This window comes from Pseudomonas sp. KD5 (genome assembly GCF_012932895.1).
Classification (GTDB): Bacteria; Pseudomonadota; Gammaproteobacteria; order Pseudomonadales; family Pseudomonadaceae; genus Aquipseudomonas.
Genome location: NZ_JDWJ01000001.1, coordinates 552364 through 566124 on the forward strand (window position 1 = coordinate 552364; position 13761 = coordinate 566124).

13 protein-coding genes are annotated in these 13761 nt (G+C 58.5%); 7 read left to right on the forward strand and 6 right to left on the reverse strand.

Annotated elements, in window-relative coordinates; all coding sequences use genetic code 11:
* The first annotated feature begins 254 nt into the window (after positions 1-254).
* From AF70_RS02435 to AF70_RS02460, 6 genes are all read left to right on the forward strand, one after another.
* Complete coding sequence (locus AF70_RS02435; protein ID WP_028941255.1) at positions 255-1514, forward strand: TolC family protein; 1260 nt, start codon at positions 255-257, stop codon at positions 1512-1514.
* 49 nt (positions 1515-1563) lie between these two features.
* Positions 1564-2757 carry an efflux RND transporter periplasmic adaptor subunit gene (locus AF70_RS02440; RefSeq protein WP_028941256.1) on the forward strand — a complete coding sequence of 398 codons (1194 nt, stop codon included), beginning with the start codon at positions 1564-1566 and terminating at the stop codon, positions 2755-2757.
* A 40-nt stretch (positions 2758-2797) separates the two neighbouring features.
* Positions 2798-5950: a CusA/CzcA family heavy metal efflux RND transporter gene (locus AF70_RS02445; protein WP_028941257.1), complete on the forward strand. Its 3153-nt coding sequence runs from the start codon at positions 2798-2800 to the stop codon at positions 5948-5950.
* Positions 5951-6062: 112 nt separating this feature from the next.
* Positions 6063-6263, forward strand: coding sequence for a co-regulatory protein PtrA N-terminal domain-containing protein (locus tag AF70_RS02450; RefSeq protein ID WP_028941258.1), 201 nt, complete (start codon positions 6063-6065; stop codon positions 6261-6263).
* 78 nt (positions 6264-6341) lie between these two features.
* A complete protein-coding gene (locus AF70_RS02455; protein ID WP_028941259.1) occupies positions 6342-6674 on the forward strand; it encodes a DUF2790 domain-containing protein in 333 nt (110 codons plus the stop codon).
* A 369-nt stretch (positions 6675-7043) separates the two neighbouring features.
* A complete protein-coding gene (locus AF70_RS02460) occupies positions 7044-7424 on the forward strand; it encodes a DUF6124 family protein (protein ID WP_028941260.1) in 381 nt (126 codons plus the stop codon).
* A 156-nt stretch (positions 7425-7580) separates the two neighbouring features.
* Here the strand turns inward: AF70_RS02460 and AF70_RS02465 are convergent, their stop codons facing one another.
* The 3 genes from AF70_RS02465 to AF70_RS02475 form a co-directional block, all read right to left on the reverse strand.
* Positions 7581-8906: an OprD family porin gene (locus AF70_RS02465; RefSeq protein WP_028941261.1), complete on the reverse strand. Its 1326-nt coding sequence runs from the start codon at positions 8904-8906 to the stop codon at positions 7581-7583.
* 176 nt (positions 8907-9082) lie between these two features.
* On the reverse strand, positions 9083-9397 hold the full coding sequence (locus AF70_RS02470; protein ID WP_007940887.1) for a DNA-binding transcriptional regulator: 315 nt from the start codon (positions 9395-9397) through the stop codon (positions 9083-9085).
* The gene (locus AF70_RS02475; protein WP_028941262.1) at positions 9387-9737 is read right to left on the reverse strand and encodes a toxin; all 351 of its coding nucleotides are present in this window, start codon (positions 9735-9737) and stop codon (positions 9387-9389) included. The genes AF70_RS02470 and AF70_RS02475 overlap by 11 nt, the downstream gene beginning before the upstream one ends.
* A gap of 374 nt (positions 9738-10111) precedes the next feature.
* Here AF70_RS02475 and AF70_RS02480 point away from each other — a divergent pair, with 374 nt between their 5' ends.
* Positions 10112-10576: a GNAT family N-acetyltransferase gene (locus tag AF70_RS02480; protein ID WP_028941263.1), complete on the forward strand. Its 465-nt coding sequence runs from the start codon at positions 10112-10114 to the stop codon at positions 10574-10576.
* Between the two features lie 91 nt (positions 10577-10667).
* On the opposite strand, the gene AF70_RS02485 is transcribed toward AF70_RS02480, so the two are convergent.
* Genes AF70_RS02485 through AF70_RS02495 form a run of 3 tightly spaced genes read right to left on the reverse strand, consistent with a single transcriptional unit; the run spans position 10668 to position 13737 of the window.
* A complete protein-coding gene (locus tag AF70_RS02485) occupies positions 10668-11546 on the reverse strand; it encodes an alpha/beta fold hydrolase (protein ID WP_028941264.1) in 879 nt (292 codons plus the stop codon).
* The gene (locus AF70_RS02490) at positions 11543-12505 is read right to left on the reverse strand and encodes a bifunctional 2-polyprenyl-6-hydroxyphenol methylase/3-demethylubiquinol 3-O-methyltransferase UbiG (protein ID WP_028941265.1); all 963 of its coding nucleotides are present in this window, start codon (positions 12503-12505) and stop codon (positions 11543-11545) included. Before AF70_RS02490 ends, AF70_RS02485 begins: the two co-directional genes overlap by 4 nt.
* Positions 12502-13737, reverse strand: a complete 1236-nt coding sequence (locus AF70_RS02495) for a YcaO-like family protein (RefSeq protein WP_028941266.1) — start codon at positions 13735-13737, stop codon at positions 12502-12504. The genes AF70_RS02490 and AF70_RS02495 overlap by 4 nt, the downstream gene beginning before the upstream one ends.
* Positions 13738-13761 lie beyond the last annotated feature (24 nt).

Below are 13761 nucleotides of genomic sequence, written 5' to 3' on the forward strand. Positions count from 1 at the left end.
GATCTGCGACAGCCTGTCGCAGCAGGCAAGCCCGAATGCCCATGCGCCACATTCAGGCAAGTGCTGTTTGGCAGATAACTACCGTGTATTTGTTTCCATGTATTGCTATGTCGCCTTTCGCACTTCGCATCCTAGATCAAAACAACTTCCATAAACCGTGGATGACGGATTTGTAATGTTCCAGTCACCTTGCCGATAAGTTCAAAACTCTACCGTGGCGGCATCAAAGATTCTTGAATAAAGGAAGTCTTCCATTGCCCGGTTTAAAAGAACGGACGGCGCGAGCACGCCTGAAAAAAACAGCGAGGACAGTGACGGCCAGCGTTGTGTTGCTGGCCGGCACGGGGCTTGTGCATGCATCGACCCTGACCCTCGATCAAGCCCTGCAAACGGCATTCGCCGGTAACCCGGATCTGGCGGCTGCGCAGTGGGAAATCGGCATCGCCGAGGGTGAGCGCAAACAGGCCGGCCTGATCCCCAACCCCGAAGTGTCGTGGGAGGCCGAAGACACCCGGCGCGATTCGCGAACCACCACGGTGATGCTCAGCCAACCGATCGAACTGGGCGGCAAACGTGGCGCACGGATCGACGTCGCCAGCCGCGCGCAGGACGCCGCCGGGATCGAGTGGGAGCGCAAGCGCAATGCCTTGCGCGCCGATGTGATTCAGGCGTTCAACAGCGCCCGGACCGCGCAACAGCGCTTGCAGTTGTCTCGTCAGTCGCTGCAACTCGCCGAACACGGTTTGCGCGTCGCCCAAGGACGCATCGAGGCCGGCAAATCATCGCCGGTCGAAGGCACCCGGGCGCACGTGCAACTCTTAGAAGTACGCCTGGAACTGAGCCGCGCCGAGCGCGATCAGGCCAACGCCTATCAGCAATTGGCGCAGGTCATGGGCGCACCGTTGCCAGCCTCGACCACCGTGCAAGCGGCCACGCAAAGCATGCCCACCGTGCCACCGGCGAGCCGATTGCTGGAGCGCCTGAACGAGACCGCCGAGCTGCGTCTGGCCAAATTGCAGATCGATCAGCGCGAAGCCTCACTGGGTCTGGAAAAGTCGCAACGCATTCCCGACCTGACCGTGAGTATTGGCAGCCAATACAGCGAAACCGAGCGCGAGCGGGTCAACGTGGTCGGGCTGTCGCTGCCGATTCCGCTGTTCAACCGCAATCAGGGCAACGTGCTGGCAGCAGCCCGGCGCAGCGATCAGGCGCGGGATCTGCGCAATGCCACCGAGCTGCGTTTGCGCACGGAAATCCAGACCAGCCTTGAGCAATGGCAGACCGCCAATGGCGAAGTCGAGGCGTTCAACCAGACCATCCTGCCCGCTGCGCAAAATGCGGTCGACAGCGCCACGCGCGGCTTCGAAATGGGCAAGTTCGGCTTCCTCGATGTGCTCGACGCCCAGCGCACCCTGATCAGCGCCCGCAGCCAATACATCCAGGCCGTCAGCGAGGCGACGGACGCGCGAGTACGCATCGAACGCATCTTCGGCGACCTCACCGTCAGCCCTTGAATTTCATCCTTCAAATCACTGCGCGATGGCATGGCGCAGAGGAGTTTCCATGGAAAAAAAACTGATCGTGGTGGCTGCGGCGACGTTGGCGCTGGGCATTGGTATTGGCTCGATGTGGCCGGGCAATGCGTCCATCGACGCGCACGCCGATGAAGCGGCGGAGCACGCCGATCACGCTGAAGAAGGCGCAGCAGCCGACGGCGAACATGCAGAAGAAGGGCACCTGGAGCTGAGCGCTGAACAGATCACCGCGGCGGGCATTCAACTAGCCGAAGCGCGGGCGCAGTACATCAGCCTCGGCTTGCCGTTCCCCGGCGAAGTGCGCTTTGACGAAGACCGCACTGCGCACGTAGTGCCTCGGGTGCCCGGGGTGGTCGAGTCGGTGTCGGTCAATCTCGGGCAGTCGGTGAAGAAGGGCCAGTTGCTGGCGGTGATCGCCAGTCAGCAGATCTCTGATCAGCGCAGCGAACAGGCTGCCGCGCAGCGGCGCCTGACCTTGGCGCGCACCACCTACGAACGCGAGAAAAAACTGTGGCAGGACAAGATCTCCGCCGAGCAGGATTTCCTTCAGGCACGCCAGGCATTGGAAGAAGCCGAAATTGCCCTGGCCAATGCCCGGCAAAAAATCAGCGTGCTCAGTGGCAGCGTGGTCGCCACCGGCGGCAATCGCTATGAACTGCGCGCGCCGTTCGACGGTGTGGTGGTGGAAAAACACCTGACGCCGGGGGAGGTGGTCGATGAATCCACGGAGGCTTTTACCCTCTCCGACCTGTCGCGGGTGTGGGTGACGTTCGGCGTTTCGCCCAAGGATCTGACCAAGGTGCAAGTGGGCAAACCGGTCACCGTCAGCGCCCCGGAACTCAATGCCGAAGTTGCCGGCACCGTGGCCTACGTCGGCAGTTTGCTCGGTGAACAGACCCGCACTGCAACGGTCCGCGTGACCTTGGAAAATCCGCAAGGCTCGTGGCGCCCCGGCCTGTTCGTCACCGCGCTGGTGGCGACCGACAGTCGCCAAGCCAGGGTCGCCGTACCTGAAACCGCGATCCAGACCGTCGAGGACAAACCCACAGTGTTCGTGCGCACCGACGACGGCTTCAAGGCGCAAGCGGTGGAGCTGGGCAGTCGCGCGGCCGGCTTGGTGGAAGTCACCCAAGGGCTGGAGCCGGGCGTGCAAGTCGCCAGTGCCGGCAGCTTCGTCCTCAAATCGGAATTGGGCAAAGCCTCGGCCGAGCACTCTCATTGAAGGCTCCCACTGATCCGTCAACCTCGACCGGAAGGTTCTCATGTTCGAACGCCTGATCCAGTTTGCCATCGAGCAGCGCATCATCGTGCTGCTCGCCGTTCTCCTCATGGCCGGCCTCGGCATCGCCAGTTACCAAAAACTGCCGATCGACGCCGTGCCCGACATCACCAACGTCCAGGTGCAAATCAACACCGGCGCGGCCGGGTTCTCGCCGCTGGAAACCGAGCAGCGCATCACTTTCCCGATTGAAACCGCCATGGCCGGTTTGCCGGCGCTGGAGCAGACCCGCTCGCTGTCGCGTTCGGGGCTGTCGCAGGTCACGGTGATCTTCAAGGACGGCACCGATCTGTTCTTCGCCCGGCAATTAGTCAACGAGCGCTTGCAGATCGCCAGGGAGCAATTGCCCGAGGGGGCGGAAGCGCTGATGGGGCCGATTTCCACCGGGCTCGGGGAGATTTTCCTGTGGACGGTGGAGGCGCAGGAAGGTGCGCTCAAGGACGACGGCACCGCCTACACGCCAACCGATTTGCGGGTGATTCAGGACTGGATCATCAAGCCGCAATTGCGCAACGTGCCCGGTGTGGCCGAGATCAACACCATCGGCGGGTTCGCCAAGGAATACCAGATCGCCCCCGACCCGAAACGGCTGGCGGCTTACAAACTGACCCTCACCGATCTGGTCACGGCGCTGGAGCGCAACAACGCCAACGTCGGCGCCGGTTACATCGAGCGCAGCGGCGAGCAGTTGCTGATTCGCGCGCCTGGGCAAGTGGCGAGCACCGATGACATCGCCAATATCGTGATGGCCAATGTCGACGGGACGCCGATCCGGATCAAGAACGTCGCGACGGTAGACATCGGTCGCGAACTGCGCACCGGTGCCGCCACCGAAAACGGTCGCGAAGTGGTACTGGGCACGGTGTTCATGCTGATCGGCGAAAACAGCCGGACGGTCTCCCAGGCAGTGGCGACCAGGCTTGAACAGATCAACCGTTCCCTGCCCAAAGGCGTGATTGCGGTGCCGGTGTATGACCGCACGCACCTGGTGGACAAGGCCATCGCCACGGTGAAGAAGAACCTGGTGGAAGGCGCGATTCTGGTCATCGCGATTCTGTTCCTGTTCCTGGGCAACATCCGCGCGGCGTTGATCACCGCGATGGTCATTCCGCTGTCGATGCTGTTCACCTTCACCGGCATGTTCACCAACAAAGTCAGTGCCAACCTGATGAGCCTCGGCGCCCTCGACTTCGGCATCATCGTCGACGGCGCGGTGGTGATCGTCGAAAACACCCTGCGACGGCTGGCCCATGCGCAGCAGCATCACGGGCGTTTGCTGAGCCGTTCCGAGCGTTTCCACGAAGTATTCGCGGCGGCCAAAGAAGCGCGGCGGCCGCTGATTTTCGGCCAGTTGATCATCATGGTCGTGTACCTGCCGATCTTCGCCCTGAGCGGTGTCGAAGGGAAAATGTTCCACCCGATGGCCTTCACCGTGGTCATCGCGCTGTTGGGCGCCATGCTGTTGTCGGTGACCTTTGTGCCGGCGGCCATCGCGTTGTTCGTTACCGGCAAGGTCAAGGAAGAGGAGGGCGTGGTCATGCGCGGCGCGCGTCGCGTTTATGCGCCGGCGCTGGCGTGGGTGATGTCCCATCGCGCCATGGCGGTGGGGGCGGCGCTGGCTGTGATTGTGCTCAGCGGCGTGCTCACCAGCCGCATGGGCAGCGAGTTTGTGCCGAGTCTCAGTGAGGGCGATTTTGCCCTGCAAGCCTTGCGCGTGCCGGGCACCAGCCTCACACAATCGGTGGACATGCAGCAGCGTCTGGAGACCTTGATCCTCAACAAGGTGCCGGAAGTCGAGCGCGTGTTCGCCCGTACCGGCACCGCCGAAATCGCCTCCGACCCGATGCCGCCGAACATCTCCGACAGCTACGTGATGCTCAAGCCGAAGGCGCAGTGGCCGGATCCGGGCAAGTCCCGCGAGACCCTGATGGCGGAACTGCAACAAGCCGCCGCGACGCTGCCGGGCAGCAACTATGAACTGTCGCAGCCGATCCAGTTACGCTTCAACGAACTGATCTCCGGCGTGCGCAGCGATGTGGCGGTCAAGGTGTTCGGGGATGACATGGACGTGCTCAACGCCACGGCGGCGAAGATCGCCGCCGCCATGCAGAAGGTCAACGGCGCGTCCGAGGTCAAGGTCGAGCAAACCACCGGCCTGCCGGTGCTGACCATCAACATCGACCGCGACAAGGCGGCGCGTTACGGGCTCAACGTCGGCGACGTGCAAGACACCATTGCAGTGGCGGTCGGCGGGCGCCAGGCCGGGACACTGTATGAAGGCGATCGGCGTTTCGACATGGTGGTGCGCCTGTCCGATGCCATGCGCAAGGACATCGAAGGTTTGTCGGCACTGTTGATTCCGGTGCCGGCGCCCCTGAATGGCGCGGCTGATCAGATTGGCTTCATCGCCCTCAAGGACGTCGCCAGCCTTGATCTGGTGCTCGGGCCGAATCAGGTCAGCCGCGAAAACGGCAAGCGGCTGGTGATCGTCAGCGCCAACGTGCGTGGGCGCGATATTGGCTCCTTCGTTAAAGAGGCTGGCGAGGTGATCGAGCGCGATGTGCAGGTGCCGGCGGGTTACTGGACCACGTGGGGCGGTCAGTTCGAGCAGTTGCAGTCGGCGGCCAAACGCTTGCAGATCGTGGTGCCGGTGGCTCTGCTGTTGGTGTTCGGGCTGCTGTTCATGATGTTCAACAACCTCAAGGATGGCTTGCTGGTGTTCACCGGGATTCCGTTTGCGTTGACCGGGGGCGTCATGGCGCTGTGGCTGCGGGACATTCCGCTGTCGATCTCGGCGGGCGTTGGTTTCATTGCGCTGTCGGGGGTAGCGGTGCTCAACGGTCTGGTGATGATCGCGTTTATCCGCAATTTGCGGGAGGAGGGGCGTTCGCTCGCTGATGCAATCAATGAGGGTGCGCTCACACGTCTGCGCCCGGTGTTGATGACGGCGCTGGTTGCGTCCCTGGGCTTCATTCCCATGGCTTTGGCGACCGGCACGGGTGCCGAGGTGCAGCGACCGTTGGCGACGGTGGTGATTGGCGGGATTCTGTCTTCGACCATCCTGACGCTGCTGATACTGCCGGCGTTGTATCAGTTGGCGCATAGACGCGACGAAGACCCAGCTTCAACCAAGTAGGTGGAACTGCTGTGGGAGCGCTAGATAACGGATATGTAATTTGCGTGCCACCGTCACGAAAGGTTCGGATTGTTACCTTGATCCCGTTAGTTAATTAAACGAGGAATCAAGCATGAAACTTGTACAACTGAGTGCGTTTGCAGCGGCGTTGGTGATGTCTTCCGTTGTTTTGGCTGAAGGTGGCGGCGACAGAGCCTTTGAAAAAATGATGGCGGCCAATGACCGCTCGGTGGAGGCGTTTGTCGCCAAGGAACAGGCGCGTAACCCCGTCGTGTTGAATGAAAAAAAGGACGACAAGACCAAAGACTTGTAAGCGTGTCGCACCTGAACTAGCCCGTCATCGAAGGCCGATGGTGGGCTTTTTTTTGAGCCTGGATTTAAGGTACTGGATATGAAAGTTTTTAAGTTGATGGCGTTCGTCGGTGTGATGGCGATGTCGTTGAATGCGCTGGCAGAAGGCGGCGGTGACCGGACGTTTGAGAGGGCGTTCAGTGCCAACGCCCACGCCATGCAGCAATACGCGGCCAACCAGGGCAAACCTGCGCCGGTGGTGAAAGACTACGAATACGGGATGAAACTGGATGTGGTGAAAGTGGTGAGCGTTGTGCGGCCGCAAGTTGCTTGTGCCGTGGTGCCTACTGCCATGACCTATGAAGATTCAAAGGGCCAACTCAATACCATCAAATACACCGTGGCAGGCGATTGCCGCCGACAGGGCGGGTGAGGGCACCGAGGGCCTCCACCTACAGTGCGTATTTCAATTCGGAATGTTTAACGGATGTGGCGCAAATACAGACGCTTCCCACAATGTTTTCAGGTTGTCCGTCGGACGCACGCTCTCTAGCCTGTGCATGTCGCTGCCAATTCAGCGACCGGGCCTGGAAACCCCGATCAGTAACAGTGGCGCCAACACGCCTTTCATAACGTATCCTTGCGCACCTTGAATGTGTGCACTCCGTTATGGCGGCTGTGCGTGGGAGACCTTCGGGTCGACCGGGTCGCCGCTGCCCGGGTTTCCAACCTGCGTACAGCTGCCACCTCTTCGTCCGGAAACCGAAATGGGGCAGCTCCAACTTTTCAGTGGAGTTTCACCATGAAAAAACCAACACCAAACCCTCCCGAAGCAAGCACAGCTACGGACACCGACCTAACATCTCCCTACGCCTCCATCGACTCCAAAAAACTCCACGAAGCTGCCGAACGTGCGCTCGATTACTACCTGAATCCGACGGCCCACGTCATGTCCACGCCCTACACCCCCAACCAGATGTATTTCGCCAATCCCAAAGCCGACACCGAATCCCTGCTGGCCAATGCCAGCGAATCATTGTCCTCGGCCACGGTCATGCTCGGTGACTTCGCCGCGCTTTTGGAAGGCACCCATCGCAAGACTCTGTTGGGTATTGCGCAAGTGGTGATGTTGGGAGAGTTGGCGGTGAATCAGGCATTGGATAACGTCGAGTCGGGTGAGTAACTCTCCCGCAACGCAATCCTGCAGGAGTCGCCGAAGGCTGCTCCTGCAGTGCTCAATCCACGGGCATAAAAAAGGCGCCCCGAAGGACGCCAAAAGATTCACCTCTTACCAAAGGAGCAAGGAGCTTCTAAAGGTGAATTTGCATAAACCGTGAAGTCAGAGAATCGCCAGCGGATACTCGACAATCACCCGCACTTCATCCAGATCCGACTCAAACGCCGTGGCGCGGGTTGTGGCCTGGCGCAGACGCAGAGACATGTCTTTCAGCGAGCCGCTCTGCACCACGTATTTGACTTCTATGTCGCGCTCCCAGCGCTTCTGGTCAGTCAGTGGTTTGCCGTCGGCATCGCGACGCATGTACACGGCGTTGGCGTTGGAGTAATCGGCGTCGGTGCCACGGCCGTAACGGGTCATGAACGACAAACCCGGCACGCCATAGCTGGTCATGTCGAGGTCGTAACGCACCATCCACGAACGTTCCTTGGGCGAGTTGAAGTCGCTGTACTGGATGGAGTTGTCGAGGAAGATCGAGTCGGACTGGCGCAGATAGTCGAAGTCGTCGTTGCCGTTGTTGCGCTGGTGCGATAACGCAACGGAATGGGCGCCGAGTTTCACCCCGACGCGACCGCTCCAGATGTTGTTGTCAAATTCGCCGAGCAGTTGTTTGCCTTCGTCGACCGCCTTGTAATAGTTCAAGCCACCGAATAGCGACAGGTCATCCGACAGCGGATAAGTCCATGCGGTGCCGGCGTAATACTGATTCCAGGCGTCCTTGAGGCGACTGGAATACAGGCTGAAACTGAGGTTTTTGTTCAGCGTGTAGTCGCCACCGAAATAGCCGACCCACGGCGAATTGACCGGACCGGCGTAGAAGGTCGCGAAGTTTTCGCGCATGTTGCTGGACACCGGTTGGCTCATCGCATGCAGGCGACCGCCCTGTACCGACAGACCTTCGATACTGGTGTTGGTGGCCGTGACACCCCGGAAGCTTTCCGGCAACAGTCGGGAGTCACCCGCCGCAACCACCGGGTTGGCGGGGAACACATCGCCGACCTTGATCACGGTATCGAAGGCGCGCACTTTGGCGGCGCCACCGACCTTGGTGTATTCATCCCGCGCCTGACCATCGCTGTCGACCGGCAACACGTCGAAAGAACTACGGCCACCGTTGCGCCCGTCACCGGTATCGAGTTTCAAGCCGATCATCGCAAACGCATCGACACCGACCCCGACGGTGCCTTGGGTAAAGCCGGATTCGAACTTGCTGATGACCGCGTGAGCCCAGGCCTCGGAATAACCATTGCCGGTGGGACTCGACTGGCCGTCACGGTGATCACGATTGAAGTATAAGTTGCGGTTGAGCACCGTCAGGCTGCTGCCCTCGATAAACCCCTCGGGTTTTTCTTCCGCCAACACCATGGACGGCCCGGAGCCGACAACCACCGCTAAAGCGGCTATCGACATTTTTGTGTTGTTAACCATCAATCACTCCTTGGGTTCGGCAGAACGGGAACGTGCTTCGGCGTGGGTTTTATTGTTCGACGGGCAAGGGCCCGCCGGCATGGTCGCCGGGTGACATCGTTGCAAGCTGCGGATAACGCCAAGGTGATGGGGGAATTACAATTTCGTCATGTGCGTGGAATGACAAGCCTGCACGTTCAGGTCAGCGCTGCGAGTTGTTCGATTGTTTGCGGAAAGCGTTCAACCAAGCGGATCAGTGTCGTGGCTTGGGCATTTGGTGTTGCCCGTCCTTGTTCCCAGTTTTCGAGGGTTCGGGTGTTGGTGCGTAGATACATGGCGAACACCGACCGGGAAAGATTGAGCTGTTGACGGATGGCTACCACTTCCTCGGCAGTGATGGGTACCAGTTTCGGCAGCTTGACCTTGTGGGTCCGCAGCGTGACCTTGCCTTGGCGCTCGTCGGCCAAGGCTTCGAGGCCTTCCATCAGTTCGGAAAAAATGTCACGTTTCATAGTGGGTTCTCGTGTTGATTTCTCTATCCAGCGCTTGTCTGAAAAGTTTTTTCTGGGAAGGCGACAGGTCGTCTTGCTCGTTTTTGCTATACACGGTGAACAGCCAGAATTGATCGAAACCTGACCACCAGTAATAAATCACCCTAAGCCCGCTACGCTTGCCTTTACCGCGACGTTGATCGAAAAAGCGGATTTTTCGCAGCCCGCCCGTACCTTCAATGAGATCGCCCGCTTCAGGGTTTTTCAGCAGCTCCAACTGAAAGCTGCGGAACAAATCGTCATCCAGGTAATCGTCTCGGTGTTTCTGAAACGCAGGTAATTCGATAAAAAGAGCGTCCATGTTCTGTACGTCACCTGCGTATAGTGTTGTCTTGATAATCGAATAGGTCAAGGCATCGAAGCCATCCTTTTCGTCCCCCGTTTTCAAGGTAGACCCCGGTCGTAAAAACGCCTGTAGGACGAAGCGACCAGGCCGGTGAGAATTTTCGAGTAATGCTGGGGGAAGGGGACTTCGCAATTGACTCATCGGCTCACCCACAGCACTATCTGCCGATGAATGATCAACGCCGAATGAACATGATGTGTTCCTCTATGACCGCTTCAGGTGGGCCATAAGGTCATACGTGCTCGGCATTTGACGTGTTACCCAAAGCCCCGCCAGAGATGGACGGGGCTTTTTGATTCTCCGTCTGCACATGGCTGATGGAGAGTGAAATGTTCGAAATTAGAAAAGCCACCCAAAGCGACGCCCAGACGGCATTCGACATACGGCTGCTAGCCATCCGACATCAATGCATCGGTGCCTATACCGAAAAGCAAATGCTGACCTGGACATCGGGGTCAGCTGAGGACGGTTACTGCGCACTCATGGAAAAGTACTTCTATCTGGGGTGCGTTCAGGGTGAGCCTGTGGCGACAGGCATGCTGGATCCGGAGAACCGCGAAATCGGCGCAATCTTTATACATCCTGACTTTATGGAACGAGGCCTGGGTAAGCGTATCGTGGGCTTTCTCGAAGATCTGGCGCGGGATCTTGGCCTGGTGGAAGTCCGTCTGGATGCGACTTTGAATGCCGCCGACTTTTATCGACGCTGTGGTTACATTGGGGAGGAACCCGCGGTTTACCATTCCCCCTCCGGTCTTCAACTGGCCTGCGTTCCTATGGTGAAGAAACTGTGATGGCTTCGGGGCCGACCTGAGTAGCACTGCATAATTTGGCGCCTGAAAGCTCCAATCTCAAAACGCAAAAACGGCACCCGTGTGCCGTTTTTTATCCGTCGTACCGATCTCGTTTCAGACTTCGGCGAATGGCTTTCAGTACAGTGCCGTCGAGAGCGTTATGCCCTGCGTTGAGCAACCGGCACTGAATATCCACACGTTCACGGAGCCAGCGCAGGCTCGCCATGCCGAACGAGTCTTTGATGCCTTGTATGACGCGGGTATTGCTGTCGAGGGAAAGCACTTCGTGAGCCTGGGTGAAGAAGTACTGGTTGATGTGGTAGTGCAGCTCCAGCCGGATAGCGCGGACGGCTTCTTCATTGACGAAGTCTTCGAGTGCGCGCTGGCGCATCGACTGGCCGTTCAACTGCCAAATGGCCCTTGACCAGTGCATGGCAGCCTGACGCTGCTGGATTGGGCAGCCATGGCTCAGTGTCTGATAGATTTCTTGCGCATTGCAGCCTTCGACCCCATTGGACACTCCGACCAAACCATCGCTCAAGGTTTGATCGTAGGCGCTGACATTCGTGGAAAACGGCACAAATATCGAGACCAGCGTGGTGTTCAGAACGGCTTGGGGATACCGCTGCTGGTATTGAATCGCCAGCCAGCTTCCCCAGGAAACCCCCAGCAAGCTTATCTTCTCGAAGCCCAGATGCCGACGCAGCGAATCGATGTCTTCGACACACAGCCTGGTATTGTTGTGACGCAATTCACCGTGGGGATGAGAGCGTCCGCAGCCGCGCTGGTCAAACAGGACAATGTCGTAACCAAGGAGGTCGAAGAACTCGAGGTGATGACGGGAACTGCAACCGCCGGGCCCGCCATGCAGGAAAAAGATCGGTTCGGTACCCGGAGTGCCATGCCGTTCCCAATAGACCAGATGACCGTCGCAGGTTGGGTAGTAGCCATTGTTCAAGGACGTCGTCATTCCATCGGGACCCTGAGTCGGTAGAACTGGAACAGCTCCACTTGGCCGGGGCGGGCCGCTACGCTTGAAATCAGCTCCATTTTCAGCGATTGAGCCATATAAGGAACCGCGATAAGCACGGGGGTATGGCCGAAAACGAGAATCGTGCCTCCTGGATTCACGCACGCTGCCATATCGCGCAATGTTTGCCGGGCCTCGTTATGCGTCATCACTTCGGCATTGAGAAAACGCAGAATCAGCACATCACATTTGACCCCGCAAGCGGCCACCTCACGGGCGTCGGCCAGATAGAACTCCGCAGAACACATGCCATGGCGACGTTTGGCGTGTTCGACCATCGAGGCCGAACGGTCCGAACCCAAGCAACGGCGGCCGGGGAGCTCGCGGGCCAGGTGCGCGATGAATTCGCCAGTCGAACACGCCGGGTCAAGGATCACGGCACCCGGGCTCGACAGGGTTTCAAGCAGGGCTGTGCAATGTTGACGCAAGTGGGTTTCGTCGCCATTCAGCTGCATGGCGAGCGCGTCGTCGCATTGCCAGTAGTCCGCCGGACACACAAACTCCAGCCCCTTGTCATCGACTGCAGGAAACGGGAAACGGACCTCGCTGTCAGGCCGAGCCTGTGCGATGTTGAACGCCGCGTGTTTTTCCTGCGTGGAAACACCGCGAAAATAGACGGCGATACCTTCATCGCTCCACTGTACATCCGTCAGCGGCCCAAGCAGCATCCAGGGCTTGAGCAAGCTGTTGATGTGCCAGCTGCCAGTCGCCGTCTGTTGCAAAACTTTTCGACCGACCCAGTCGCAGCGATTCACCCGCAAAACGAAAAGCTGATGGCATCCGGGCCCTGCGGGTTCTACGTGACAATCAAGCTTGCCCAAGGAGGCGACGCGGTGGATGAAGGTTTGCGTCAGCTGTAATTCGCGCTGGAAATCTGCTGGTGTGGACCGCAGGTTCATGCAGGCACTCCTTGCGGGTTTTCCAGACGCCGCCCTCGTGCCTGCGGGATCACCACATTGCCGCTGGAAACAATAAAAAACCGCTCCAGCCCCGGAATGACGACGTTCACCAAGGTGGTCCCGAGTTCGGTCTGGTGCAACTGCGTGATACCCAAGGTCCGCCCATGCCGGTGCAGATCTTCTGCCAGCAAATTGATTTGCTCTGCCAATGGCCTTTCATCGTGGGCGGTAGGTAACGCTACGAACTGTTGTTCGCACAGGTTCAATAGAGGATGCAGGTCGAATCGCAGGCAACGCAGGAGTCGCGGAAAATGGGTTAGATGACGTTCTGCGTTGATCAGGTAATGCTTCACTTCATGCTCGCTGGCACCGTGATGCATCTGAACCAGTTCGGTCAGTGCACGCCACGCACCATGCCGGGCCATGAGGGAGCAACCTGTTCCGAAAACTCTTGGGAAGGTGCAAGACGCGAGTGAAAAGGCCAGAAAAGTGCGTGGGAGGAACTCATTGCTGATGTCGACAAGGATGATTTCGGCGTCGATTTCTGATTCGGCATCTGACCATAGGCGGCCGAGGTCATCGTCATCGGGTAAACGGGCAATGCGGCGTAGAGGAGGGCGGTTTTCGTAGTAAAAATGCTGCAGTAGAAACAATGACACCGCGTCACGTTCAATACTTTCATTAATGGCGTGCAGCACCGCCTCATTATAACTTGCACCCACCGCAGTGCCGCTATTACTGGCATAACGCTGCAGGGAGTGGCAGTGGGTAGTGTCGGCAGAAAATAGCGTGCCTGGGTATCCTGGGGAACACAACGCTTTCGGATAATAAAAAGGGGACTGGTCGATAGCGTTGGTGTACGTTCGGCAGGCTATAACAGTGTTTTTTTGTTTTTCGATAAGTGCAAGAACTGTGTCGTCATGAAAGAGAGGGCATTCAGAGAAGTATTCCGGAGTAATAAGTTCAGTACTGGAAGTATCGCAATGATCGCTGAGGTAATGTTCCAATGCTTCATAGAGCGCACCCACATTGGCCTGTGGAGGGTAGCCTTTGCCGGCACCCCTGGCTCTTCGTTCAGGATCGATGGTACTGACAGATGCATGGGTCGCGACGACCTTTTGGCCAATGGTGCGGGTGTTGAGACGGAGTCCCAATACCTTGAATTCCGCATAAATTCGCTGTTCAGCCTGTGCGAGAGTCAGTTCCCGTTCAGTCACTGTGAAATTGTCCATTATTTGCTTCCTCAAGAAACCGGG